Source organism: Caulobacter sp., assembly GCF_035254145.1.
GTDB lineage: Bacteria > Pseudomonadota > Alphaproteobacteria > Caulobacterales > Caulobacteraceae > Caulobacter.
Map to the genome: position 1 here is coordinate 1 of NZ_DATFAV010000319.1, position 2,889 is coordinate 2,889.

The 2,889-nt window shown below is 68.2% G+C and carries 3 protein-coding genes and 1 pseudogene; 3 read left to right on the forward strand and 1 reads right to left on the reverse strand.

What is annotated here, in order from left to right; all coding sequences use genetic code 11:
* The 3 genes and pseudogenes from VJ655_RS19045 to VJ655_RS19055 all read left to right on the forward strand — a co-directional run.
* Positions 1-637, forward strand: a pseudogene (locus tag VJ655_RS19045) (nitrite/sulfite reductase); the annotation flags it as partial.
* Positions 621-1,145, forward strand: a complete 525-nt coding sequence (locus VJ655_RS19050) for a DUF934 domain-containing protein (RefSeq protein WP_324113825.1) — start codon at positions 621-623, stop codon at positions 1,143-1,145. The pseudogene VJ655_RS19045 and the gene VJ655_RS19050, both read left to right, overlap by 17 nt.
* Positions 1,145-1,879 (forward strand): phosphoadenylyl-sulfate reductase, encoded by a 735-nt coding sequence (locus VJ655_RS19055; RefSeq protein ID WP_324113827.1) that lies wholly within the window; start codon positions 1,145-1,147, stop codon positions 1,877-1,879. The genes VJ655_RS19050 and VJ655_RS19055 overlap by 1 nt, the downstream gene beginning before the upstream one ends.
* Before the next feature lie 120 nt (positions 1,880-1,999).
* Here the strand turns inward: VJ655_RS19055 and VJ655_RS19060 are convergent.
* Positions 2,000-2,889: penicillin acylase family protein (locus tag VJ655_RS19060; protein WP_324113829.1), on the reverse strand; the 890-nt coding region annotated here is incomplete at its 5' end.

Sequence of the window (2,889 nt, forward strand, 5' to 3'; positions counted from 1 at the left end):
GAAGGCCCAGGAACAGACCCCCGGCGACGCGAACGCCGACCAGCTGGAGGTCGTCGCCGACCTGGCCGAGCGCTACAGCTTCTCGGATCTGCGCGTCACCCACGCGCAGAACCTGGTGCTGCCGCATGTGAAGCTGGACGATCTGCCCTCGGTGTTCGCGGCCTTGCAGGCGGCTGGCCTGGCCACGCCGAACATCGACCTGGTCAGCGACATCATCGCCTGCCCGGGGCTCGATTACTGCGCCCTGGCCAACGCCCGCGCGATCCCGATCGCCCAGGACATCGCCCGCCAGTTCGCCGACCTCGATCGGGCCGAACAGGTCGGCGAGCTGAAGATCAAGATCAGCGGCTGCATCAACGCCTGCGGTCACCACCACGTGGCCCACATCGGCATCCTGGGCGTCGACAAGAAGGGCGAGGAATTCTACCAGCTCTCGCTGGGCGGCTCCGGCGCGGAAGACGCCGCGATCGGCAAGATCCTGGGCCCGGCCCTGCCGGCCGACAAGGTCGCCAGCGCCGTCGACCAGCTGGTCGGCGCCTATCTGAACGCCCGGACCGACGGCGAGCGCTTCCTCGACACCTATCGCCGCGTCGGCCTCGAGCCCTTCAAGGAGGCTGTCTATGCCCAAGCTGATTGAGTTCGCGGAGGGCGAGGCCCGCTGGGCCGAAGACGCCTTCGTCAACGTCGCCGACGAGGAGGCCATCCCCGAGAGCGGCGACGTGATCCTGTCCCTGGCCCGCTTCGAGGCCGAGGGTGACGCGCTGCTCAGCTCGAACAGCCGCCGCGTCGGCGTGCGGATCGAGTCGAACGAGGAGATCGAGGTCCTGGCCTATGACCTGCCGCGCATCGCGGTGGTGGCCCTGGCCTTCCCGAAGTACCGCGACGGCCGCGCCTATACCTCGGCCCGTCTGCTGCGGGAGCGGTTCGGCTACCAGGGCCAGATCCGCGCCGTGGGCGATGTGTTGCAGGAGCAGGCCGGCTTCATGGTCCGCGTGGGCTTTGACGCTTTCGAGCCGGCGGATGGCGCGACGCCCGAGGTCTGGAACAAGGCCGCGCGCCGCTACCGCCACGTCTATCAGCGCGCCGCGGACGATCGCCCAATTGCTCTTGAAGAACGGGCGGCGTTCGAGGAAAGGGCGCGCTGATGGCGTACGATCAGATCGGCGGGACCTCTGCTGGCCTCGCGGCTCGGCTGGACGCCGAGCTGCGCGACGCTCATCCCCTGACCATCCTGCGCGCCGCCTACGATCACTTCGGCGACAGGCTGGCCCTGGTTTCCTCGTTCGGGGCTGAGTCGGCCGTATTGCTGCACCTGGCCTCGCAGGTGTCGGCGGGCATTCCGGTGCTGTTCCTCGACACCGGCATGCTGTTCGGCCAGACGCTGGACTATCGCAAGACCACCGCCGCCAAGTTCGGCCTGACGGACGTGCGCGACCTGCGTCCGGCCTTCGCGGACCTGGCGACCCAGGACCCGAACTCGGACCTCTGGAGGACCAGCGTCGACGGCTGCTGCAACATCCGCAAGGTGTTGCCGCTGGATCGAGCCTTGGGCGGTTTCGAGGCCTGGATCACCGGGCGCAAGCGCTTCCATGGCGGTGATCGCCTCTCCCTGCCGGTGGTCGAAGAGGCCGACGGCAAGGTCAAGTTCAATCCCTTGGCCAACTGGGGCAAGTCCGAGCTGGACGCCTATGTGGCCGAGCACCAGCTGCCCGCCCATCCCCTGGTGGCCCAGGGCTACGCCTCAATCGGCTGCTGGCCCTGCACCCAACCCTCGGACGATGGCCGCTCGGGTCGCTGGGCCGGACAGGAAAAGACCGAGTGCGGCATCCACGTCGCCCGCGCGCCAGGCGTCGCGCCGAATGTGGGCGGGGATATCTGAGCCTTAAGATGCTCCCCCGCGATGCGGGGAGCTGTCGCGGAGCGACTGAGGGGGCTAACGCGGCCAATATCCAGCTGGCCTCCACCTCCCCCGCAAAGCGGGGGAGGATCTAAGGACCGTCTATTCCCCCGGCCGGTACGTCTTCACGGCGTGTTTCTTCACGTCCTCCGGATAGAAATACACATCCCGCAGGTTCCCCAGGCTGTAGCGCAGCGCCTGGTCGTTGAAGTGCGGCGAGGCCGGATCGCCGCTTTCGCCGCCGGCCGAGACGGCGCGGGCGCGGACCTTGTCGCCGAACTCCACGACCGCCACGAAGCTGTTGCCCAGGGTACCGTAATATTTCTTGGTCCCCGGCCAGCGCTTGGCGCCGAACGAGGCCAGGGAGCCCCACTGGGCCGAGGTGAACGGCACCGGGATGCTGGCCTTCTCATCATCGAAGGTCTGGACGATCGATCCGTCGTTGCGCTGGAAGCGGTTGATTTCGCCCCAGGGCGTCTTCCACGAGCCGAAGTCGGCCGTCAGGCGATCCGAGGCCTCGGCCAAGGCGGTGAGCTTCTCGGCGGGCGTCAACTTGTCGGCCATGTAGTCGTAGGTGTTGAGGCCCTGGGCCTTGGCCGCCGGCGCGGCCTTGGCCCACATCGCCTCGCCCCAGAACACGGCCAGCGAGGTTTGCGTCGAGCGGGCCGACCATTTGCGGTCCCAGGCGCTCAGCGCCGCGACCTGTTCGGCCACCTTGGCCTTGACCGGGTCACCGTCCGGCGTGGCGGCGTAGGCCGCCTCCAGCGTCGGGATCAGCCGCGCGAAGGCGGTCAGGTACGGGTCGTAGGCCTTGTCGATCAGGCCGCCCAAGGTGAGGTTCTTGACGTCCTTCAGCACCAGCTCGGCGTGAAGACCGCGCGGGTTTTCGCCGGCCGTGTCCATGTACTTCGGGAAGTCCGCCTTCCTGGGGCTGTAGGGACCGGCGGCCGTCCAGGGCCAGTTGTTGGTGTTGAAGGCCCAGCCGGTGGGCG

Coding starts and splice junctions, on each gene's coding strand:
- VJ655_RS19050 (WP_324113825.1), top strand. CDS start 621: ATGCCCAAGCTGATTGAGTTCGCGGAGGGCGAGGCCCGCTGGGCCGAA.
- VJ655_RS19055 (WP_324113827.1), top strand. CDS start 1,145: ATGGCGTACGATCAGATCGGCGGGACCTCTGCTGGCCTCGCGGCTCGG.